This window comes from Pseudomonas syringae KCTC 12500 (genome assembly GCF_000507185.2).
Taxonomy (GTDB): domain Bacteria; phylum Pseudomonadota; class Gammaproteobacteria; order Pseudomonadales; family Pseudomonadaceae; genus Aquipseudomonas; species Aquipseudomonas syringae.
In genome coordinates this window covers 5,868,864-5,890,336 of the sequence record NZ_AYTM02000002.1, presented here as the reverse complement: position 1 = coordinate 5,890,336, position 21,473 = coordinate 5,868,864, and the positions used below count along the sequence as shown (strand labels likewise).

18 protein-coding genes and 1 tRNA gene are annotated in these 21,473 nt (G+C 57.3%); 8 read left to right on the top strand and 11 right to left on the bottom strand.

The features are described 5' to 3' along the window. Positions 1-329: 329 nt before the first annotated feature. Positions 330-560: a DNA-binding protein gene (locus tag V476_RS25805; RefSeq protein WP_003349302.1), complete on the bottom strand. Its 231-nt coding sequence runs from the start codon at positions 558-560 to the stop codon at positions 330-332. Positions 561-641: 81 nt separating this feature from the next. Here V476_RS25805 and V476_RS25800 point away from each other — a divergent pair, with 81 nt between their 5' ends. The 5 genes from V476_RS25800 to V476_RS25780 all read left to right on the top strand — a co-directional run bounded on the left by V476_RS25800 (position 642) and on the right by V476_RS25780 (position 4,378). Then, entirely contained in the window at positions 642-1,004 is a 363-nt protein-coding gene (locus V476_RS25800; RefSeq protein ID WP_003349299.1) for a helix-turn-helix domain-containing protein, read from the top strand. A 168-nt stretch (positions 1,005-1,172) separates the two neighbouring features. Next, positions 1,173-1,817 carry a response regulator transcription factor GacA gene (gene gacA, locus V476_RS25795; protein WP_002553344.1) on the top strand — a complete coding sequence of 215 codons (645 nt, stop codon included), beginning with the start codon at positions 1,173-1,175 and terminating at the stop codon, positions 1,815-1,817. Positions 1,818-1,819: 2 nt separating this feature from the next. Next, entirely contained in the window at positions 1,820-3,643 is a 1,824-nt protein-coding gene (uvrC, locus tag V476_RS25790; RefSeq protein ID WP_003393963.1) for an excinuclease ABC subunit UvrC, read from the top strand. A gap of 32 nt (positions 3,644-3,675) precedes the next feature. Then, positions 3,676-4,236 (top strand): CDP-diacylglycerol--glycerol-3-phosphate 3-phosphatidyltransferase, encoded by a 561-nt coding sequence (gene pgsA / locus V476_RS25785; RefSeq protein WP_003410850.1) that lies wholly within the window; start codon positions 3,676-3,678, stop codon positions 4,234-4,236. A gap of 66 nt (positions 4,237-4,302) precedes the next feature. Beyond that, positions 4,303-4,378, top strand: a tRNA-Gly gene (locus tag V476_RS25780). 256 nt (positions 4,379-4,634) lie between these two features. On the opposite strand, the gene V476_RS25775 is transcribed toward V476_RS25780, so the two are convergent. The 3 genes from V476_RS25775 to V476_RS25765 all read right to left on the bottom strand — a co-directional run bounded on the left by V476_RS25775 (position 4,635) and on the right by V476_RS25765 (position 7,001). After that, positions 4,635-5,120 carry a hypothetical protein gene (locus V476_RS25775; RefSeq protein ID WP_004417532.1) on the bottom strand — a complete coding sequence of 162 codons (486 nt, stop codon included), beginning with the start codon at positions 5,118-5,120 and terminating at the stop codon, positions 4,635-4,637. A 132-nt stretch (positions 5,121-5,252) separates the two neighbouring features. After that, positions 5,253-5,963 (bottom strand): helix-turn-helix transcriptional regulator, encoded by a 711-nt coding sequence (locus tag V476_RS25770; RefSeq protein WP_003429698.1) that lies wholly within the window; start codon positions 5,961-5,963, stop codon positions 5,253-5,255. Positions 5,964-6,095: 132 nt separating this feature from the next. Continuing rightward, a complete protein-coding gene (locus tag V476_RS25765) occupies positions 6,096-7,001 on the bottom strand; it encodes an NADP-dependent oxidoreductase (RefSeq protein ID WP_024663165.1) in 906 nt (301 codons plus the stop codon). Between the two features lie 427 nt (positions 7,002-7,428). Between V476_RS25765 and V476_RS25760 the strand changes: the two genes are divergently transcribed. Further along, a complete protein-coding gene (locus V476_RS25760; RefSeq protein WP_345940305.1) occupies positions 7,429-8,094 on the top strand; it encodes a carboxymuconolactone decarboxylase family protein in 666 nt (221 codons plus the stop codon). Here V476_RS25760 and V476_RS25755 read toward each other — a convergent pair. The 7 genes from V476_RS25755 to V476_RS25725 all read right to left on the bottom strand — a co-directional run bounded on the left by V476_RS25755 (position 8,091) and on the right by V476_RS25725 (position 16,132). Further along, positions 8,091-9,005: a LysR family transcriptional regulator gene (locus tag V476_RS25755; RefSeq protein ID WP_024960711.1), complete on the bottom strand. Its 915-nt coding sequence runs from the start codon at positions 9,003-9,005 to the stop codon at positions 8,091-8,093. The genes V476_RS25760 and V476_RS25755 overlap by 4 nt on opposite strands. A gap of 34 nt (positions 9,006-9,039) precedes the next feature. After that, a complete protein-coding gene (paoC, locus tag V476_RS25750; RefSeq protein ID WP_024960710.1) occupies positions 9,040-11,250 on the bottom strand; it encodes an aldehyde oxidoreductase molybdenum-binding subunit PaoC in 2,211 nt (736 codons plus the stop codon). A 50-nt stretch (positions 11,251-11,300) separates the two neighbouring features. After that, positions 11,301-12,251, bottom strand: a complete 951-nt coding sequence (locus V476_RS25745; protein ID WP_024960709.1) for an FAD binding domain-containing protein — start codon at positions 12,249-12,251, stop codon at positions 11,301-11,303. After that, positions 12,248-12,916, bottom strand: coding sequence for an aldehyde dehydrogenase iron-sulfur subunit PaoA (paoA, locus tag V476_RS25740; protein ID WP_024960708.1), 669 nt, complete (start codon positions 12,914-12,916; stop codon positions 12,248-12,250). The genes V476_RS25745 and paoA overlap by 4 nt, the downstream gene beginning before the upstream one ends. 389 nt (positions 12,917-13,305) lie before the next feature. Further along, positions 13,306-14,232, bottom strand: coding sequence for a sugar ABC transporter substrate-binding protein (locus tag V476_RS25735; protein ID WP_004417539.1), 927 nt, complete (start codon positions 14,230-14,232; stop codon positions 13,306-13,308). 92 nt (positions 14,233-14,324) lie between these two features. Further along, positions 14,325-15,113 (bottom strand): TIM barrel protein, encoded by a 789-nt coding sequence (locus V476_RS25730; protein WP_024682519.1) that lies wholly within the window; start codon positions 15,111-15,113, stop codon positions 14,325-14,327. Continuing rightward, positions 15,110-16,132 carry a Gfo/Idh/MocA family oxidoreductase gene (locus tag V476_RS25725; RefSeq protein WP_024960707.1) on the bottom strand — a complete coding sequence of 341 codons (1,023 nt, stop codon included), beginning with the start codon at positions 16,130-16,132 and terminating at the stop codon, positions 15,110-15,112. The genes V476_RS25730 and V476_RS25725 overlap by 4 nt, the downstream gene beginning before the upstream one ends. A gap of 194 nt (positions 16,133-16,326) precedes the next feature. On the opposite strand from V476_RS25725, the gene V476_RS25720 reads away from it, so the two are divergent. Beyond that, on the top strand, positions 16,327-18,321 hold the full coding sequence (locus tag V476_RS25720; RefSeq protein ID WP_024960706.1) for a sigma-54 interaction domain-containing protein: 1,995 nt from the start codon (positions 16,327-16,329) through the stop codon (positions 18,319-18,321). Between the two features lie 703 nt (positions 18,322-19,024). After that, positions 19,025-21,472 (top strand): TonB-dependent receptor plug domain-containing protein, encoded by a 2,448-nt coding sequence (locus tag V476_RS25715; protein ID WP_024960705.1) that lies wholly within the window; start codon positions 19,025-19,027, stop codon positions 21,470-21,472. The last annotated feature ends 1 nt before the right edge of the window (position 21,473 follow it).

The following is a 21,473-nucleotide window of genomic DNA, read 5'->3' as shown; positions in this document are numbered from 1 at the left end:
TGCACAGCCACGGCGCGCGCACGGCAAGCAATGCCGGTAGCAACGTCGAGTAGCGGTGAAGTGGATTGCAGCATGGTGGGTCTCCGTAGATTGAGCGCAAGCTTACTTCAGGAAAGGAGGCGCCTTCAATTGGAAAATTCAATCAGCGGGATTATCGATTTCTGCGAAGGCAGGCAGATGGAATCTCGCTAGCGACAGCGAACCGCTCAACGGTCGACGGCATGCAGTATTCGGGGCGGGCTATTTTGCCTGCAACGCTGTATACCTGAATGCAGGCAACGGCTTTGGCGTTTTGTCCGGGATGCGTTGTCGCCAGCCAACAACGGCTATTATTCACGTGCATCTTCATGCAGGGCTTCCGTGTTCGGGATCGTCCCGATCTTCATGCCCAGCAGTACAGCTACCTTATGCGCTTCACCGCGCCTTCCTTTCTTGCGTCCTGCCAGTACCTGGTAAGTGGTCGCTGGATCAATGCTGTTTTCACGAGCGAACTCCTGAACAGATTTGCCCTGTTGATCCAGCCAGGCCTTGGCTTGTGCGGCGGTGCGTATTCCGGGCATAGTTCAAAACCGTTCAAATCTATTCAATTCCGCGGGATTCTAACATTCGTTAGGATAGCTACAACAGGATCATAGGTTCAAATGAGTGGAATCGGTTGCCGGTTGAGAAAGGAAAGAGAGCGCCTGAGGATGTCTCAGCGTACATTTGGTGAGATAGGAGGGGTCGAGGCCAACGCCCAGGGGAAGTACGAAAATGGTGATCGCGCGCCGAAGGCCGATTATCTGGCTGCGGTTGCGGCCAAAGGTGTTGACGTACTTTATGTGTTAACGGGGACGCGAACGCCGGTGCCGATCGACAACCTCAGTCTCATCGAAGAAAAGATCCTCGGCAATTACCGGGTGCTGGGCAAGGAAGATCAGGACGCTATCCGGCGCCTGACAACCACTATTGCCGAGCTCTCGGGGCTATCATCGGGGGCTGCGAAACTTCCGTCGGCCAAGTGATACAAGACCGGAACGGGCGTAGCCCTGCCGGCACATCGAGTTTTTACAGCCCTGCCTGATGTGCCTGCCATCATATTGATGTGAGACGTTGCTCGCAGTGCTAGGTCTGCCTCGTTGTTTTTGTTATGGTGATTGGCATTCGTTATGACCGTTGCGCGAGGTGTCTGCTTGATTAAGGTGCTAGTTGTCGATGACCATGATCTTGTCCGGACAGGCATCACACGCATGCTGGCCGACATTGATGGTCTGCAGGTTGTCGGGCAGGCCGATTCCGGTGAGGAATCCCTGAAGAAAGCGCGCGAGCTCAAGCCTGACGTCGTATTGATGGACGTCAAGATGCCGGGTATCGGAGGGCTGGAAGCCACGCGCAAGATGCTGCGCAGCCACCCTGATATCAAGGTCGTCGCTGTCACCGTCTGTGAAGAAGACCCTTTCCCGACCCGTTTGCTGCAGGCTGGCGCTGCCGGTTACATGACCAAGGGTGCCGGGCTTGCGGAAATGGTCCAGGCCATTCGCCTGGTGTTTGCCGGTCAGCGCTACATCAGCCCGCAGATTGCCCAGCAACTGGCATTGAAGTCGTTTCAGCCGCAAGTCAACAATTCGCCGTTCGATCTGCTGTCCGAGCGCGAGATCCAGATTGCTCTGATGATCGTCGGCTGCCAGAAAGTCCAGACCATCTCGGACAAGCTGTGCCTTTCACCGAAAACCGTTAATACCTACCGATACCGTATCTTTGAAAAGCTCTCGATCAGCAGTGATGTTGAACTGGCTTTGCTCGCTGTACGTCACGGCATGGTTGATGCCAGCGCCTGAACATGACCCAGACATTTGATCCAAGTGCATTTCTCGCGACCTGTAGCGGTCGCCCCGGCGTCTACCGTATGTTCGACGCCGAAGCCACACTGCTTTACGTCGGCAAGGCCAAGAACCTCAAGAAGCGTCTTGCCAGCTACTTCCGCAAGACCGGACACGCGCCCAAGACCGGGGCGCTGGTGTCGCGTATCGCCCAGATCGAAACCACCATCACGGGCAACGAAACCGAAGCGCTGTTGCTGGAGCAGACCCTCATCAAAGAGTGGCGGCCCCCGTACAACATTCTCTTGCGTGACGATAAGTCTTACCCCTATGTGTTTCTGTCCGATAACGCCTTTCCGCGGCTGAGCATTCATCGTGGCACCAAGAAGGCCAAGGGTCGTTATTTCGGGCCTTACCCAAGTGCAGGCGCGATTCGCGAGAGCCTCAGTCTGCTGCAAAAGACTTTCCAGGTGCGTCAGTGCGAGGACAGCTACTTCAAGAACCGCACACGTCCTTGCCTGCAATATCAGATCAAGCGCTGCAAAGGGCCATGTGTCGGGCTGGTCGAGCCTGAGGTGTATGCCGAGGACGTACGTCACTCGGTGATGTTTCTCGAAGGGCGTAGCAATGCCCTGAGCGACGAGCTGAACGCCTCCATGGAAAAAGCCGCGATGGCGCTCGATTTCGAACGTGCAGCCGAGTTGCGCGATCAGGTGGCCTTGTTGCGCCGCGTCCAGGATCAGCAAAGCATGGACGGCGGTACCGGCGATGTCGACGTGGTCGCCGCATTCGTCAACCCTGGCGGTGCCTGCGTGCACCTGATCAGCGTGCGGGGCGGGCGGGTGCTGGGCAGCAAGAACTTCTTTCCGCAGGTCGGCATAGAAGAGGAGGTCGGCGAAGTGATGTCGGCATTCCTGGCTCAGTATTTCCTCGGCGGCATCGACCGTGAGCTGCCCGGCGAAGTTATCGTCAATGTCATCAACGACGATTTCCCCGCGTTCGTCGACGCCGTCGAAGAGCTGCGCGGCGTCGAGATGGTCATCAGTCATCGCGTGCGCGGCACCCGGGCGCGCTGGCAGCAAATGGCGGTCACCAATGCCGAGCAGGCACTGACCGCGCGGCTGGCCAACCGTCAGCACGTTGCTTCTCGGTTCGAAGCGCTGGCCAAGGTGCTGGGTCTCGAAGACCCGCCAATGCGCCTGGAATGCTACGACATCAGCCACTCCAGCGGTGAGGCGACCGTAGCGTCCTGCGTGGTGTTCGGCCCCGAAGGCCCGATCAAGTCCGATTACCGGCGTTTCAATATCGAAGGCGTAACTGCAGGCGACGACTATGCCGCCATGCACCAGGCGTTGACCCGGCGTTACAGCCGCATCAAGGCCGGGGAGGGCAAGTTGCCTGACGTGCTGCTGGTGGACGGCGGCAAGGGGCAGATGTCCATGGCGCGCGACGTGCTCAATGAATTACAGGTTCCTGATCTCATCCTGCTCGGTGTGGCCAAGGGCACCACGCGCAAGGCAGGTTTCGAGACTTTGTATCTGAACGACTCGGCGCATGAATTCACATTGCCCGGCGACTCTCCGGCCCTGCACCTTATTCAGCAGATTCGCGACGAGGCACACCGTTTCGCGATCACCGGCCACCGTGCCCGCCGCGGCAAGACCCGGCGTACATCGACCCTCGAGGGCGTGGCGGGTGTCGGGCCGACCCGGCGTCGTGACCTGCTCAAACATTTCGGCGGATTGCAGGAATTGTCCCGTGCCAGCATCGATGAAATAGCAAAAGCACCCGGAATCAGCAAAAAGCTGGCAGAGTCGATTTATGCAAACCTGCACAGCGAGTAGAATGCTCGTTCACCTCGTAGCCAGTTGTGCCGATGAATATCCCTAATCTGATCACCGTACTACGCGTTTTACTGATTCCGATCTTCATTTTGTTGTTCTACATGCCTTATCACTGGAGCTACATGGCGGCCAGTGCAGTCTTTGCGTTCGCTGCGGCGACCGACTGGCTCGACGGGTATCTGGCCCGCCGTCTTGAACAAAGCACGCCCTTTGGCGCCTTTCTCGATCCGGTAGCCGACAAACTGATGGTGGCCGTGGCATTGGTGCTGCTGGTTCAGGCGCATGCCAATCTATGGCTGACGCTGCCCGCAGCGGTGATCATCGGCCGTGAAATCGTAATCTCTGCACTCCGCGAATGGATGGCGGAAATCGGCGCGCGTGCGCAGGTTGCCGTTTCCAACATGGGCAAGTGGAAGACAGCGGCGCAGATGCTCGCGCTGGTCATTCTGCTCGGCAACCCGCCGGCCATCACCGTTTGGGTCATTCTTGGCTATGCGTTGCTGCTTATCGCTGCGGGGCTGACACTCTGGTCCATGGTGCAATACCTGAGAGCCGCATGGCCGCACCTCAGGACGACTGCAGAAAAAAAATAAGTTTTTGAATCAAAGGCTTGACGCCGCTATCTGAACCGCTAGAATAGCGCCCGTCATCAAGACAATGCGGGAATAGCTCAGTTGGTAGAGCACGACCTTGCCAAGGTCGGGGTCGCGAGTTCGAGTCTCGTTTCCCGCTCCAAACATAACGCTGCAGGGTTCGATTGAATTCTGTAAGTGATCGAAAAAAGGGCCTTAAAGGCCCTTTTTTTCGTTCTGGTGGTATTCGCTGGACTGGTTCTGTCTCAACTGTCCTGCCCAGGATGTTGACCTGCTGATTCAATGCCCTGTCACAGCGCGCAGAGGTTGAATCTCCACCCCCCCTGGAAAAGCCCGCAAAGCGTGCTGTTCCAGAAAATCAATCGGTCATGTCGCTCGCTCATGACGATTTCGCGATGTCACTTCGCCGCGAGTTGTTGGGCTTGCTGCAACTGATCATCTGACAGCTTGCCTTCTCTGGCCTGTTTTGTCAGGGCGTTGTTAGCTGTCGCCAGGCCAGCCGTCAGGGTGGCGATCGCCGCCAGCAATGAGCCGAGTCTGGTTTTTTTGATCGTGGGGTCCATGTTCTGATCAGCAGCAACTTTTTGCAGTTCCTGCTGCTTCTCTTCGATTTTTTGCTTCAGCTCGCGGATCATCTTGAGGGTTTTCTGCGTCTGGTTAGGCAAACCGCTTGATTCGATATCGTCATTCGATTTGGGCTTTTTCTCGTTGGCAGATTTCTGAATACCCGCATCTGACAATGAAACTTTCACCCCTTCAGCAGGCACCACAGCTACCGGTTGAGAAGAAGACTCAAGCGATTCATCTGCAACTTTAGCTGTATCAGGACCGGTGACGGCTATAGGGGCGGCGCTAAAACCTGACAGCGGTGTAGAGATATTCAAGGTATACGCCTCATGAGATGTGTGGAGGTACGTCAGTGGTGCGGAAACATAGCAATATATTGATATCGGTCGCTCCTGCCATATTTGAAGGTGCGGCAGACAATTTTTAAGCGGTGCCGGCAAACCTCACGGTTATGACGGGCACGTCTCGCCGCGGGTGTTACACGGCAGAATATTCAACGTGCGCCATTCCCTGATCAACTGACGGCGATTGCGGGAATAGCGCTCTGCAAGCACCTCAACATGCGATACGTTATTCAGGTCTATCATCCGGAACTGGCTGTCCGCCTCGCACCATGCTGCCAGAGAGCGGTGGGTTTCAATAAAACCCAACATGATCGGCCAGATAATGTGCTCGGCCACAGGCACATGATCCATTGATAACGTGATGCGTAGCTTGCACTGTTCTCGCAGGGCACGACGAATCTCGCTCAGGTCAATCGGTGTAGAGCCCGTTACCGGGCTGCTTACGTAAAAGGTCTCATCGTCGAAGGCCGTGCGCATACCCGGAGGCAAGACAGCGTTGATCTTGCCCAATGCGTTTTTTACAGCGAAGGCAAACTTGTCATCCGTATGACGACCGACCCATAAGGCGCCGACGACCAGCGCCTGTATTTCTTCCTCTGTAAACGAGAGCGGGGGAAGAAGGAACCCAGGCTTGAGCACATAGCCCAGCCCAGGCTCACCCTCAATATCGGCACCCATGCCCTGTAAAGTCGCTATGTCCCGGCGTATGGTACGAAGTGACACCCCCAGCTCTTGCGCAAGTGTCCGCCCCGATACGGTTCTGCGATGTCGACGCAGGACTTGCATCAGTTCAAACAAACGGTCACTTCTTGCCATTTCCGCACCTCTCGATGACCACCGTGCCACCAGGTTTTCGCCCTTTACCGTGCGACAGACCTGTTGCAGCTGCTGAAACAGATAATCTAAACCTGTCGCAGCCATCGATACAGCCCGTGACCGTCGTTCTGATCACGGAATCGTGACGATGAGCTTGCCGGTGACACGGCCCGCGGCACTGATTTCCTGTGCTGTGGCAATCTGGTCAATCGGGAAGGCATGCTCAATATGCAAATGCAACGCTCCCATTTCATACAGGCGTGCGGCCTCAGCGAAAGCCTTCTCGGGATGTTCGAGCGATTTTGCGGAAAAGACCACACCATGCTCATGGGCTGTGACATCAGAAATGGATACAACTCGGGTGGCATCGCCGACGATCGCAACCAATTCAGCTAGCGTGCCGGCCCCTGCAAGATCAAGTGCTGCAGCTACGCCTGCAGGTGCCAACTTATCCAACCTTGCCGCCAGGCCAGGCTCGTAGGTGGTCGGCAGGGCCCCCAAACTGCGGATATAGTCGTGTTTGGAGGCGCGTGCTGTACCTATCACAATTGCGCCGCGATGCCGTGCCAGCTGGATTGCGGCGGACCCGACGCCACCAGCCGCTCCGGTTATCAGCAGCGTCTCGCCGGCCTTGATATCGACATGATCGAGAATACGGGTGGCGGTTTCTATGATGACCGGTAAACCACCTGCCACCTCGATCGGCATGGTGTGCGGTACATGCGCCCAGCTCCTCAATACCGCCTGTTCTGCCAGAGTATTTTGTCCGTAGCCAAACACGCTATCGCCGATCGCACAGCCTGAAACGCCATCACCAATTTGATCAATGATGCCTGCAGCCTCACAGCCAACACCGGCCGGAAACGTAACGGGCATGAAGTCGCGGACATACCCGGCACGCAACTTCCAATCGATGGGGTTAACGCCGACAGCTTGCACTTTAATACGCACTTGTCCCGGGCCAGCGTGCGGTGGCGCCGTATCCACGATTCTCAATACGTCGGTGCCACCATATTCGTTGAACTGAACGGCTTTCATATTGATACCTCTTGATCGGTCTGGAATGGGCGGGCGCGTGAATATCCATGCAGTGGTTTGAAAACCGCAGCCTGGGGCTTACCTTGCCGACCCATGATAGGCAGGGGGGAGGACAGTTTCTGGCACCATGGTAGGGGGGCTGTAGAAAAAGAAATGCTGAGGGGGGCATGCGCCATAACAGATTGCGGGATGTGTCAGGTTGATGCGGCAGTCTCGCGCGGCGGGTGTCTTTATTGTTGATTGCTGAGTACTGCTCATCGGTACATGAACCGAGCTACCGGTAGTTGAGTTCAACGCCTTGCGTTAGGTTGGCTGCGACTCAACACACCCAGCAGGGGGCTACAGATGCGCCAACTGAAGGGATGCGATCATCAGGGAGACTTCTCACGTGCCAACTGCAGTCGATATCCACGCCGTTTCACCGGTAATGGCGCACAACGCCGACACTTTGCTCATGGGGGAGGTATGGAAGCGTTCAGCGTTATCGCCCCGTGACCGTAGCCTGGCGACTGTAGCTGTCCTGATCGCCCGAGGTCAGACAGCGGAGCTTGCCGCCCATCTCGATCTGGCGCTGAAGAATGGAGTGACGCCTTTGGAGTTGTCCGAAACAATCAACCATCTTGCGTTTTATTCAGGGTGGGGTAATGCCGCAGGAGCAGCGCCGATTGCCAGGGAAGTCTTTGACAGGAACGGCGTAACCTCTAAGCGACTGGCGCCGGTGTCTACCGTTCTGCTGCCTATTGATCAGGTCGCAGAAGATGCACGCGTAGCGAGTGTCGACCAATCCGTCGGTCCGGTTTCGCCGGGGCTGGTGCAATACACCACCAGCGCGTTATTCAATGATCTATGGCTGCGCCCAGGTCTTGCCCCCAGAGACCGTAGTCTGATCACTGTCACTACGCTGGTGGCAAATGGTCAGGTTGCTCAGATCGGTTACCACCTCAATCGTGCGATGGACAATGGCCTGGCGAACACCGAGGCCTCCGAGTTGTTGTCACATCTCGCTTTCTACGCTGGCTGGCCTAATGCATTTTCCGCGGTGCCGGTATTCGGAGATGTTTTCGCCAAGCGGCAGGAGCGCCAGAGTCGCTAAGGCAGTGGCCCCATAGGTTGAAGTTCGCGGATCAGATCAATCAGCAGGCGAAGCCCTACGGGAAGCTGTCTGAAGCTTGAGTAATATATGTGGAAACCCGGGTCGTGGTGAGTCCAGTCTTCCAGAACCCTGTGCAGGGAGCCTTCCGCGATCTGTCGTTCGACGACCCATGCCGGAACGTACATCAAGCCGACGCCGCGCATCGCCATCGCTACTCCGACACGCGTTTCATCGATGGTGACGGCCCCGGGCGCGTCAATCTCCAACTGCTGGCCCTCTTTGGAAAATTGCCAGTGATAAATACGTGCATTACCCAGGCGTATGCGCAGGCAACGATGCTGGTACAGATCGGACGGGTGTTTCGGGATGCCGAACCGCTTGAGGTAATCAGGTGCCCCGACAACGGCCCAGGCGACATCGGGAGACAGTCGTTGAGCGATCATGTCTGCGGGAACCGTGCCACCGAAGCGGATTCCTGCATCGTGTCCGTCGCCGATGATATCGACCATTCGGTTGGTCACGGTGAGGTCTACCTCAATGTCTGGATAGCGATCGACAAACACCGGTAGAACGGGGCCCAGAAGCAGTTTGGCACCGTCGCTCAAGACGTTCAGCCGGATACGCCCGGCGGGTTCGTCGCGCAGTCGATTGAGGGTCTCCAAGGCTTGCCCGATGTCATTGACCGGAGAGCTGATCAGCCCCTGCAACTCTTCGCCAGCCGCCGTGAGCGTGACGCTTCGGGTGGTGCGATTGAGTAGCCGAATGCCAAGCCGGGTTTCAAGTCCTTTCATTGCATGGCTCAGCGCTGATGCACTGATACCGACCTCAAGACCAGCCTTTCTGAAGCTTTGATGCCGAGCGATGGCGAGGAAATAAACAATATCTGCCAGGTTCGTGCGGCTTAGCTGCATTGATGACTCCCAGACCAGTTAGCAGAGATTAAGATCAGCCCAGAGTGGGCAAATGGTCAATGAGCTTATCGAGTGTAATCGGGTAATCGCGAACCCTTACGCCGGTAGCGTTATAAACAGCGTTAGCAATCGCCGCTGCCGCTCCGGAAATACCGAGCTCGCCGACACCTTTAGCCTTGAGAGGCGTGGCATAGGGGTCTACCTCATCCAGAAAGATGACTTCCTGGTGGGGAATGTCGGCGTGCACCGGCACTTCGTAGCCAGCCAGATCGTGATTCACAAAAAAACCCAGGCGATGGTCCACAATCATTTCTTCCATGAGCGCGGCACCTGCGCCCATGGTCATGCCTCCGATGATCTGGCTGCGCGCTGTTTTGGGATTGAGTATCCTGCCGGCTGCGCACACCGCAAGCTGGCGGCGAATGCGAATTTCCGCAGTGGCGGCATTTACCCCAACCTCGACGAAATGAGCGCCAAAGGTCTGCTGGACATACTCTTTTGCCAGGTCGCCGAACTCCATGGCGTCTTCCGCCACTATGTCGCGGTCCATCGCCGCGTGTGCCAATAGCATGCTTTTTAATCCTTCGCGAACCTGACCATCGACGAATTCGGTTTTTGCCGGATCAAGCCCGAGCCTGGTGGCAATGGCGTCCCTGAGTTTCACGCAGGCCGCGTACACGCCCGCCGTGGATGAGGCCGCTCCCCATTGTCCGCCTGAACCGGAAGACTCCGGGAAGCGTGAATCTCCCAGGTGGACATTCACCTTGTCCAGGTCGACGCCCATCATTTCTGCAGCCGTCTGGGCAATGATTGTGTAAGAGCCTGTTCCAATGTCGGTCATGTCCGTTTCGACCGTGATGATGCCTTTGCGATCAAGTCGCACGCGAGCGGCAGACTTTGTCGTCGGGGCGCCTCGAATCGCGGACGCCATCCCTACGCCGATCCACCAGCCGTCATGCAGTTCCTTGCCGGGTTCGGGATTACGCTGGTTCCAGCCAAATTGATCGGCTCCAGTGTTCAGGCACTCAATCAACTGACGCTGAGAAAAACGGCGGTCCGGCTGTTCAGGGTCTACCTGGGTGTCGTTGATGACGCGAAACTTTACAGGGTCCATACCCAGCTTCTCGGCCATTTCGTCCATGGCAATTTCCAGCGCCATCATGCCCGGCGCCTCGCCGGGCGCTCGCATGGCGCTGCCTTCAGCCAGATCAAGTTCGGCCAGATACAGGCGCGTCATACGGTTTGCGCCGGCGTACAACGTGCGGGTGGATGCAGTAGCGGCTTCAGTTCGACCACCACGCAGGTTGCCCGACCAACTCTCGTGACCGATTGCAGTGAGCGTGCCGTCCGCATTGGCGCCGAGCCGTATGCATTGAATCGTCGCGGGTCTGTGGGTGAGGTTGTTGAACATCAGCGGGCGAGGGAGTGCAACTTTTACCGGGCACCCGGCTTCTCTGGCTGCCAGAGAGGCCAGGACCGCGTCGCACAGGATGGTACCTTTACCGCCGAAACCGCCGCCGATATAGGGCGATATCAGGTGAATGTTGTCTCTGGATATACCCAGGGTCTTAGCCAGGTCTCGGACACCCCAGTTCATCTGCTGAATGGATGTCCACAGCGTCAGTTTGTCTCCCTGCCACTGAGCAATGGTCGCATGAGGTTCCATCATCGCGTGGGCATGATCCGGGGTGGTGTAATGGCCTTCGAGTGTGAACGCAGCGCTCTTTAACGCGCCTTCGAAATCCCCGATTGCGGTATGCGGAGGAGGGCCGAACGCACCCGGCGCGGGTGTCTTGGCGGACTCTCGCTGCGCGGCCAGGCTATAGGCGCCAGGCTCTCTTGCGTAGTAGATCCGGAGCAATGCCGATGCGGCCCTGGCTTGTTCAAACGTCTGTGCAACGACGATTGCCACTGCCTGGTGATAGTGATCGACCTTCGGGCCGGCAAGCGCACGGTCGACGTAGAATTCGCCCCTGTCCAAGTGACCGGCATTCTCATGGGTGACGATTGCGATGACGCCGCTGGCCTGGCGCGCTTCACTCGAATCGATTGAAGAGATCCGCCCCTTGCCGATTGATGAGCCTACGACATACCCGTAGGCAGGAGGGCTGACAGCCGCTTGTTGTTCGTAAGCATACGTCGCCGTGCCGGTGGTTTTCAGTTTTCCTTCAAGGCGAACTCTGGGTTGACCAATCACTTTCAGTTGATCGATGGGGTTTGTGCTCGCAGGCGTGTCAAACTTCATGAGGCTTAATCCTTGTCATCGACCGCAGCCGTACAATGCCGTTGATTTGCTTAGGAAGACGCGCTGGAAAGAGCAAGACCGATAGTCCGTTCCGCCAGTTTGATTTTGAAGGCATTCTGCGCGGTAGGATGGGCGCCGGCGAGCAAGCGCGTTGCGACTGCATTCGCCCCTTCAGGAAGAGAGGCTTCAGCCTCTTCACTTCGCCAGGGTTTATAGGCCACGCCCCCCAGGGCAAGCTGGCCAGTCCGGTCCGGCATTACGATCGCTGCAACAGACACCAGCGCAAACGCGTAAGAGGCGCGGTCGCGAACCTTGTAGTAAATATGCTTGCCTCCCACGGGCTCAGGCAACGTCACGGCGGTAATCAACTCGGCGGCACTCAGGACGTTCTCGATATGTGGAGTGTCCCCGGGAGCGCTGTAAAGGTCAGCCAGATCAATCGTCCTGGTCTGACCGTTTGGAGCAAGGGTTTCGACCTTCGCGCCCAATACCCGCATTGCCACGGCCATGTCACTGGGATGGTTGGCAATGCAGGCATCGCTGACGCCGATGATCGCTTGCTGCCGACTGGCGCCCCCCATTGCGGGGCAACCGGCACCCGGACGCCGTTTGTTGCAAGGCTGATGGGTGTCGTAAAAATATGCACACCGGGTGCGTTGCAACAGATTGCCTGCCGTTGTGGCTTTGTTGCGCAGTTGCCCTGACGCTCCCGCGAGCAGCGCTCTGGAAAGGACTGCGTAGTCACGACGAACCTCAGGCGCAGCTGCCAGGTCGGTGTTACGTACCATTGCGCCTATCCTTATCCCTCCGTCCTCGGTGGCGGATATCTTGTCGAGTCCCAGTCCGTTTACATCGATCAGATGCTGAGGGGTCTCGATTTCCAGTTTCATCAGATCGAGCAAATTGGTACCACCGGCGATGAATCGGGCGCCCGGATTATCGGCGGCGGCGTTGACTGCCTGTTGTAGAGAGGTCACGCGTTCGTAGGTGAAGGATCTCATGCGTCAACTCCGGCTACTTCTTGAATGGCTTCGACGATGTTGGAATAGGCGCCGCATCTGCAGATATTGCCACTCATGCGTTCCCGTATCTCAACCGCGGTAACACGGCTGCCGTCGATCAAATCGCCGCTTGCGTGGCTGGGTACGCCGGCTTTTATCTCTTCAAGCATCGCCACTGCGGAGCAAATCTGGCCAGGCGTGCAATAACCGCATTGATAGCCATCATGTTTGATAAACGCCGATTGCATCGGGTGCAGGTTGTCCGGCGTGCCGAGCCCTTCGATGGTGGTGATGCTGTCGCCCTCGTGCATGACTGCAAGGGTAAGGCATGAGTTGATTCGTCTGCCTTCCACGATCACCGTACAGGCACCACACTGGCCGTGATCACAGCCTTTTTTGGTGCCATTCAAATGAAGTCTTTCGCGAAGGATGTCCAGAAGAGTGGAGCGGTTGTCGACATCCAGAGCAACGCGTCGACCGTTGAGTGTGAACGTCACATGACTGCCAGGCGGACTTTTCGGTGCTGACTGCTTCCTGGCAGCCGCTTGCGTGTCATCGCCTTTTGCCAATACCGCTGTAACTGCAGTACCTGCAGTGCCGATCAGCACTTGTCGTCGGGATATTGCTATTCCAGCGTCTGGCGCAGCGGGGGTTCTAGGGGGCATCAAGGTCTCCATTCGCAGTGTGCAGGTCTGAAGTCGGGGCTGCTGATTCCTTTGCGTTGCAAATCTTTCACCGCGAGTGCACTGGGTGAGGAAGCCGTTTGGCTGGACAGTTCATTGCGTGAGCCTATGACACACGGGGCCGGCTGATAACCCGAGTTTTCAGAATGAATCCTTGAGCGCAGCTCAGTAATGCACGACCCGCCTCAACATGGACGGTCAGTGGTCATCTGATTGACTCTCGATGCTGTTCAACAGCGGGCTGCAGAACGTCGCTCCGCCCGTTACTGAACGGAGCTTTAAGATTCTTGTGAGCGACCATGATTTCGCCGGTCCGCCGTCGATACGACTGATCTGAAACTCGGCACACTGCTTTCAGCACGGAGTGAATCCTATTTATAGTGCTGCTCGAACACGGTCACCTGTTCCGGCGTGATCAGTTGAAAGGGCACCCAGATGTCCGCATCGACCGGCTCGCCTTTGATCATCTTGATGGCCGACTGCAGCGCCATGCTCGCCTGAGCTTTCGGGTCCTGGAATACCGAAGCTGCGAGTATTCCGCGCTTGATTGCCGCCAGGCCATCCGGCAAACCGTCTATGCCTACGATGGCGACTTCACCCTTGGCTTTACCCGCCTGCTGCAGCGCCATGGCGGCACCTATGGCCATCTCGTCGTTATTGGCCACGATTGCATCAAAGGACCTGCCTGCCAGCAACCAGTTGCTGGTCAGGTCCATGCCTTTGTTGCGTTGCCATTCAGCTGACTGCTGCTCGACGATGGTTATGCCGGGATACTCCTTGAGCACTTGTTTGACACCTTCGCTACGGTCGTGTGTCGAGTTTTGCGCCAGGTCGCCCATGATGAGGGCGATAGTGCCCTTGCCTCCCATCCTGTCTGCCAAGTAGCGCATCTGCAGTTGTCCGGCCTCGATGTCATTGGACGCTACCGTCGTCACCCCCTTGGGTAAGACGCGCTCATCCGGATGGCGATTGACGTAGACCAGCGGTACCTTTGCCTCGACCGCAGCGCGCGTCATGTTGGCCGTGGCAGCGGTGTCCACGGGCAAGACGATGACGGCATCGACTTTCTGACTCAGAAAACCCTGAACTTGATTGATCTGGCGAACCACATCACCTTGAGCATCTTCGAACTGGACCTGAACGCCATCTTTCCTGGCGGCTTCCTCCAGGCCACTGCGAACATAGGTCATGAAGTTGTCATCGACCCGGGCGATCGTGACGCCGATGCGGTAGCTGGCGGCAGCCCATTGGCTGGACACCACCAGGAATGCAGCAATGAGCAGTTTGCAGAGAGGCATGAGAGAGTTCCTTTTGTTGTTATAAATTGACGCTATTGCGATCTTTCGCGAAAAATTTCGCGCGCATCTCCAGAACGTTTCCAGGTGCATTTTCAATCCAGCGTGAAGGCTTTCTTGAAGCGCTCAAGTGCCGTTTCACTGTTGCTGCTGGCCCAGCCCTCAAGCCCGACCACGCCGGTGAAGCCCATCTCGAACAGGGCTCTGGCAATGGCCGGATAATGAATCTCACCTGTACCAGGCTCCTTGCGGCCGGGGACATCGGCCACCTGGATTTCTCCGATAGCGTTTCCGGAGCGCTGGATAAGTTCGATCAGGTTTCCTTCACCAATCTGGGCGTGGTAAAGGTCAAGGTTCATCTTCAAATGCAGGCTGCCCACAGCCTCTATCAAGGCCAATGTGTCCTGGGCGCGGGCGAAGGGTGTGCCGGGGTGATCCACTTCAGTGTTCAGGTTCTCCAGCAGAAAGACCCGGCCTGCGTCTTCCCCGAGGCGAGCGAGTTTTTCCAGCGTTCTACAAGCGCTCAACCACATGCGCCCATCGAGGTGGGCGACTGGCTTGACCGGCAAGCCCTTGTCGTCCAGCCCGGTGCCATGCAGGTTCAGACTCGGGCAATCGAGCTGCGCAGCAACCTCCAGCGATTCGCGGGCGCTGTGGAGCAGTTGCTGGATTGCATCGTGATCGGTCAGATTGCCGCGCGTGTAGCCGGTCATGGATGTGAAATTCGCTCCGGTCGCGACCAGGGCTGCTATGTCTTTATTGGCCCAGCTCCATATCTCGACGCTGAAGCCCAACTCGTGGATACGTCTGACACGATCGGTGAACGGCAACTCCAGAAAGACCATCTCGGCGCTGACCGCTAATGTGAATGGTATGAAGCTCATGCGCCGAATCCCCGTGATACCTCTACCGGCAGGCCTTGCTGGAAGGATTCGATGCAGGCGCGGGCAATGGCCAGTGCTGCTCGGGCATCTTCGCCGCTGGCAATGGGTTTGGCTCCGGTGCGCAGGCAATCGACAAAATGATTGAGTTCAGCGACATACGCATCGCGCAGCAGGTCGGTGTCCAGTCGCCGGGTGTCTGTCTGTGTGCCATTGGCCAGGTACCGGGTCAGGTCGGAGTCATTGACGTTGCCCATGGTCAGCATGCCAGCACTGCCGAACACTTCTCCCCGGACATCGTAACCGTAGACAGCCTGGAAGCTGGCTTCTGCTGTAGCAATGGCGCCGTTATCGAAACGGATCACCACCACGGCGGTGTCCAGAAAACCATTGCTCCGGTAATCCGGGGCAATCAGCGCATCAGCCATGACGAATACGCTGACTGCCTCCGCCCCAGGGTTCAGGTAACGCAGTGTGTCGAAATCGTGAATCAGGGTTTCCAGAAAAACCACCCATTGCGGTGAGGCCGACGGGTTATTCAGCGCCGGGTCGCGGGTCAGCGAGCGCAACAGTTGTGGTGTACCTATGCGTCCCTCGACTACGTTCAGATGAGCTGTGCGAAAGCTCCTGGCGAAGCGACGGTTGAAACCAACCTGCAAGGGGACGCCTGCCTCGGCGGCTGCAGCGATCGCGCGATCGGCTTCCTCCAGAGTGATTGCCATGGGCTTCTCGCAAAAGACGCCCTTGCCAGCCCGTGCCGCGCTCGTGACCAGTTCCGCGTGGCTGCGCGCAGGAGCGGCAATCAATACGCCGTCTATTTCGGGATCGTCCAGCAATTGCTGAGGGTCGGTGTAGACCCGGTCCACACCCAACTCCACGGCAAGCCGCGACGCCTGTCCCAGTGTGGGGTCTGCGATGGCTGCCAGGCAGGCACCAGGGATGTGATGGGCAGCAGTCTGCCCGTGAAAGCTGCCCATGCGACCAGCCCCGATCAGCCCCAGGCGGAGGATTTTTTTGCTCATGAAATAACCCCTTGTCATTATTTTTCGATTATTTCCCGGCCGTGAATAGACCGGGTACAACGGAATTAGCAAGGGTTGTGCCATTACGTAACTAATTGATATTAAATGGTTTTTTACGATTAATCATAAAAAAGTGTTCATATTTTCGACATGTCTATACTGACATGTCGAAAATATGAACATGGGTGCCGTCAATGTCTCCAGAGTCCATGACCTTCAGCGCAGAAGACCTCGACTACCTCACATCATTGGGGACCGTTGCACTCAATGCCGGGCCCATTCCTGAACTGGAGCAAGCCTGGCAGGCGCGCCTGGACGGCCTCGACCAGCGTCCGTCATCGGTTCGCAAGGTGATCTGGGACTCTTGGGGCCGTAGCGTTGCAGGTGGTGTGGACCCTGAGGACGGCGACTACAGGTTCATCGACCCGCAGGCACTGGCAGCCACTCTGGCGGCCAACCGAGGGTTGATTGCGGCCGCTGCTCAGGTAATGCACGGCTTGCTCGCCTATAACCCGCGGGGCCATATCAACCTTACTGACGTCGAAGGCACCACCCTGTATTTTTGCGGCCTGGACATTACGCCGGTAGGGACGCGCTTGCTGGAGTCCGTGCAGGGCACTAACTGCACGGGGCTGGCGCTGGCTGAAGATGCTCTGGTGTATGTATTGGCTGAAGAAAACTTCGGTAAAGGTCTGCGTCAGCGACGAATGCATTGTGCAGCGGCCCCTATCCGCAATGCGCAGGGACAGACGCTGGCGCTGCTGACTCTGACCGCCGAGCCGGGCTGGTTCCACTTTCATACCCTGGGCACCGTCCAGGCCGCGGCGGAGGCCGTTTCGCGGCAGATGGTGCTACAGGCGCTGCTGGAACAACAGAAGACTGTGCTCGAAGTGCTCAATGAAGGCCTGGTAGTGCTGGACGAGCGAGGCTGTATCAAGGCACTCAATCGTTATGCCCGGCAGCTCTTTCGAGTCGATCTGGATGCGCTGGGCAGCCCGTTCCAGCGCCTGGGTCGCAGTGACTTGAGCGAACAGATTCTGACGCACGGCGGCGAAGGGCTGCGGGATCTGGATTGCATTTTCGAGCTGCATGATTTCAGCCAGCTGTCCTGCCTGGTTTCTGTGTGCCCGCTGGAGCAGGGCGGGCGTGTGGTGTCGTTGCGGGAGAACCGTCGTATCCGGGAGATCACGCGGCGAATCGTAGGCACTCAGGCCCGCTACACGTTCGAGACAATTCAGGGCAGGTCCCGGGCCATGGAGGACGCGTTGCACCTGGCACGGATTGCCAGTCGAAGCGATTCCACAACGTTGATTCTTGGCGAAAGTGGAACCGGCAAGGAGTTGTTCGCCCAGGCGATCCACAACGCCAGTGACCGCGGTGGTGGGCCTTTTGTGGCCGTCAATTGCGGTGCCATTCCCCGGGATCTGGTGCAAAGCGAGTTGTTCGGCCATGTCGAGGGCGCATTTACAGGTGCGGCTCGAGGTGGTTCGGCGGGCAAGTTCGAACTGGCCGATGGCGGGACTATATTCCTTGATGAGATCGGCGATATGTCCTTCGATGCTCAGATCAGCCTGTTGCGGGTTTTACAGGAGGGAGAAGTGACCCGGGTCGGAGCGAAAAGCTCGCGCCAGGTGGATGTACGCATCGTCGCAGCCACTCACCGCAACCTGGGGCAGGCGGTGGCCGAAGGCGCCTTTCGCGAGGACTTGTATTACCGGCTGAATGTGCTGAACCTGACCGTGCCGCCGCTGCGTATGCGCCAGGAAGATATCGTACTTCTGGCTCGGCATTTTCTTGCTCGTTGTGGCCATTCACTGCGCAAGTCGGTGCAGGGCTTTTCGACGCAAGCGTTGGAGCTGCTGGCGGCTTACAGCTGGCCGGGCAATGTGCGGGAGCTTGAAAATACCATTGAGCGCGCAGCCAATCTGGCTTTGGGCGAGTTAGTCCAGGCTGGCGATTTGCCTCTTGAAATCAGGCAGCGCACCAGCCAGTCGGTATCGGAGCACTTGCCAGCGCCAATGACGGCCAGAGACCTTGGCACCCATGAAATGCACGCAATTGTGGCTGCGCTCGAAAACACCCGAGGCAACATCCGTCTGGCTGCCCGACAGTTGAACGTTTCAAGGGGCGGTTTGTACAACAAAATGAGTCGGTTTGGACTGCGTGCCGAGGATTTCCGCCGTTTATGATTCGATCAGAACTGGGTATTTCCACGGTCGATATCTGCAGTTAATAGAGTGCCCCTGGTTAAATCCAGAAGTACACACAGTGCCTTCAAGGGGCATTGCCCGTGAGGGCGTGCCTGATGCTGATCAGGCTCGGAGAGAGACGGCGGATGTTTGAACCTCCATGACCTGATCACGCTGGAGAATTGCGCGTGCAGAAAATGTTATTTTTGAATAATTAAATTTAATCTAGATCAGAAATAATAATATTAGCTTATGACCAAATAGAATTATATTTTCGAAATTGATTCCGTTATGTTTGGTTTCAACAGCCTACCCCTTACCTCGGATGGTACCAATCGTAATTAAGATTCTGTGTGTCATGCCGCCAGACTGCACGGTGTGACAGGGGCGCTGCAACGCTGACCCCGGTGCAGAATCGTTGGAAGGGAGTTCAACGTATGTTGCCTGTTCAATCCTGCCATTGCCTTTACTTCTCTCGCCCTGTCTTTGACAGGCGCGTCGCCTTGCCACTGCTGCGCACCGACTGTTCGCCTCACAGCTAGTTCGTTCAGACCGCTAAGTGCCAAACCCGGCCCGCAGGTTTTCCTGTAGGTCGTTGATCACTTTTAAAACCGTGCATGCCGCGCCGTCCTCTAGACAGCGGGAATGTCCGATTTCGCGATTTGGATGTGTGGCTGCTATGACAGCCATGTCTGGAGTGGGTATGAAACAAGCCTTACAACGTGCCCGGGTATCGACTGCTGCAATGGGCTACTGCCCATTGGCGTTGGCGATAGGGGGCGTGTTGCTGTCAGGGACCATAAGAGCCCAGGAAAACAACACCGACGACCCGCGTACCTTGTCCACTGTGGTGGTCACCGGTAATCGCGGTGCCGAGCAACGCACGGTCACCAGCAGCCCGGTACCGATCGATGTGGTCAGCGCCAGACAATTACAGAGCACCGGCAAACCCGGACTGATGGAAGCCCTGAGTGCAGTAATTCCATCGCTGACCCTGCCGGAAAAAACCGGCTGGGATGCCAGCGGCATTGCCCGTGCGCCCAACTTGCGTGGCTTGAGCGCCGCCGAAGTGCTGGTGCTGGTCAATGGCAAGCGTCGTCACACCAGCGCCACCCTGAACATTAACGGTATTAACACCGGGGCTGCCCCTGCGGACCTGGACCTGATCCCCATCAGCGCCATCGACCATGTTGAAGTCCTGCGCGATGGCGCAGCGGCCCAATACGGTTCCGATGCGATTGCAGGGGTCATTAACGTCATTCTCAAGGCTGACACCAGCGGTACCTCGGTGAGCAACGCCGGGCTCGGCTATGACGGCAAGAAACAGACTGTGCAGCAAAGCCTCAACAAGGGTTTCGAGATTGGCGACGGGGGCATTGTGCAACTGGCACTGGACGCCCGCAGCCAGAATGATGACAACAAGGCCAGCGCCAATGGTTACAGTTACGAGCAGGCCTATGACCTGGCGGGCAAGTCCACGTATGGCGGCTACGGCACGCCAAAGACCAACCTGCTGACTCTGGGTTACAACGCCGAACTGCCCATCAATGACAGCCTGAGCCTGTATTCCTTCACCACGTATTCACGTCGTAAAGCCGAGCAGGGGCAGAATTTTCGTCTGCCGACCATCACCAATACCATTACCACCGGGCCTAACGGATACCCGGCGGGATACACACCGACCTGGTACATCGATGAAGATGATTTCCAGGCCGCATTTGGCGGCAAAGGCACCGTCGGCGAATGGGATTGGGATCTTTCCAGCACCTACGGACGCAACGAAGCCGAGCAGGGCACCACGCACAATCAGAACCCGTCCCTGGGTGAAGACACGCCCAATCGCTTTACTTCCGGTACGTGGATCTCCACCGAACTGACCACCAATCTGGACTTCAAGCGCGGCTTCGACATCGGCCTGCAAAAGCCCCTGGATTTGTCCTATGGCCTCGAGCATCGACGTGAGACGTATGAGGTGCAGGCCGGTGACTATGAATCCTATGCCAATGGCGGCTACTGCATTACGCCGGGCAACTGCGCGTCTTCCGGAGCGCAAGTCACCAACGGTATTTCCCCTGACGAAGAAAGCAGCGCGTCGCGTAACAGTGTCGCCAGTTATGTCGACGTGGGCTTCAACCCTGTACCGGACTGGTACGTTGGCAGCGCATTTCGCTACGAGCATTACAATCAGGGCGTGGGTGCGACCCGCAGCGGCAAACTGACCACGCGTTACGATTTCACTCCCCAATTCGCTATACGCGCCACCGTCAGCAATGGTTTCCGTGCGCCGTCTCTGGCCAACAGCCTGTTCAGTGCGCGCTCGACCACGTATGGCGTGGTGGACGGGGTCTATCAGTCCATCAACTACGGCGTGTTGCCAACGGGGTCCGGGGCTGCGAAAGCGCTGGGTGCCGAGGACCTTAAACCGGAGCGCTCGACCAACTTCAGCCTCGGTTTCACGCTCACACCGACCGAACGCCTCACGCTGACCGCCGACGCCTACGTGATCAATTTGCGTGACCGCATCACGCTGACCGGCACCTTGCTGGGCGATGAGGTCACGCAGGTGCTGCTCAACAATGGCATCGACTCGACGTCGGGTGGCCAGTACTTCATCAACGGTGCCGACACCCGTACCAAGGGGCTGGACCTGGTCAGCAATTACAGTCAGGACCTGGGGCCGTACGGATCACTGAAGTGGACGGCGGCGTTCAACTGGAACCAGACAAAGATCCTTGGCTACAAGGAGTCCACCTCGACTCTCGGTACGTCCTATGAACTGATGGACCGCGAAGCGCGCAATCTGATCACCGGTGTGCAGCCGCGCACCAAGCTGATTCTGGGCGGTGACTGGAGTATTGAGCGCTTCAACCTGAATCTGGCGCTGACCCGCTACGGCGCTTACAAGGAGGTCAATTCCTCAGCCAATCGTGATCTGGACCGGGTGTACGGCGCCAAATGGATCACCGATCTGGACCTTGGCTACAACCTCAGCAAAAACCTCAATGTCGCCATCGGAGCCAAGAACCTGTTCGACGTCTATCCCAAAAAGCAGGGGATTCCCAGCAGCACCATGGTCAGCAGCTACGGCACCTATTCGCCGTACGGTTTTACTGGCGGCTACTACTACACCCGGCTGACTTACGCCTTTTAAG